The sequence below is a fragment of the Bartonella sp. SD1336NMGDW genome, assembly GCF_042193565.1.
In the GTDB taxonomy this organism is placed as follows: domain Bacteria; phylum Pseudomonadota; class Alphaproteobacteria; order Rhizobiales; family Rhizobiaceae; genus Bartonella; species Bartonella grahamii.
The window spans coordinates 1-914 of sequence record NZ_JBHILW010000078.1 but is presented as its reverse complement, the minus strand read 5'-3'; the positions used below and the strand labels follow the sequence as shown (position 1 = coordinate 914).

General features: G+C 36.1%; 2 protein-coding genes. Both read right to left on the bottom strand.

Features of this window, described 5'->3' with window-relative positions:
- Nucleotides 1–399 (bottom strand): hypothetical protein (locus ACFIKH_RS09205; protein WP_375671539.1); only part of this gene is annotated, 399 nt, incomplete at its 3' end.
- A 53-nt stretch (nucleotides 400–452) separates the two neighbouring features.
- Nucleotides 453–896, bottom strand: coding sequence for a single-stranded DNA-binding protein (ssb, locus tag ACFIKH_RS09200; protein WP_375671540.1), 444 nt, complete (start codon nucleotides 894–896; stop codon nucleotides 453–455).
- Nucleotides 897–914: the final 18 nt, after the last annotated feature.

The following is a 914-nucleotide window of genomic DNA, read 5'->3' as shown; positions in this document are numbered from 1 at the left end:
AATATATTGTATTGCTGCATAAAGATTATACTGTCTATAGAGATGTTGTGTTTCTTTTATCGCCTCTTGCATATTAGAAAACTGTTCTGTTGCAAATTCAACCCATTTTTCTCTTGCTTTGTCATCAGAAGATGATGGTATTTCATCATAAACAGCGCTTGGTAAACCTTTTGCACACAAATAGTCATTTTTCACTTCAAGATATTTTTGCGCAGCATCATACTGGTCTTGAGTAAGCACACCTTGCAAACAAAGCCGCCCAACATAAGTACCAGCAAGCGGATTTTTAGCCTCTTCAATAGTCAAACCAAAGCGTTTAGCACGCATTTCAATTGCCAATTGATTAACAGGATCTTGACGTACTTTCACTTGTGAAATGTAAGCATCTTTCTTTTTCATACATCCCCTAATCTGTGGGAGCCCACATGTTTCTCTTTGTTATATTTTATCAATCAAAATGGTATGCTGTCATTAAGAGATGCACTATGATCAGCAGCACCTGAAGCGATAGCATAATTTTGAGAAGTAACGGAAGAAGGGGCCGATTGATCTTTCTTTGCATCAAGCAAATACAACTCGCCTTTGAATTGTGGTAAGACAATCTCTGTTGTATAACGGTCATGCCCATTTTTATCTTGCCATTTGCGTGTCTGTAATTTTCCTTCTACGTAAACTTTTGAACCTTTGTTTAGATATTGAAGTGCAATTTTTGCCAAATGTGGATTAAAAATCACAACTGAATGCCATTCAGTTTTCTCTACTTTTTGATGAGTATTTTTATCCGTATAGCTCTCAGAAGTCGCTATACTAAAATTGACTATTTCTGTTCCAGAATTCATTGTTTTGCTTTCGGGATCAGCACCTAAACGCCCGATTAACATCACTTTATTTAGCATGTTTTTTCTTACCTTAAA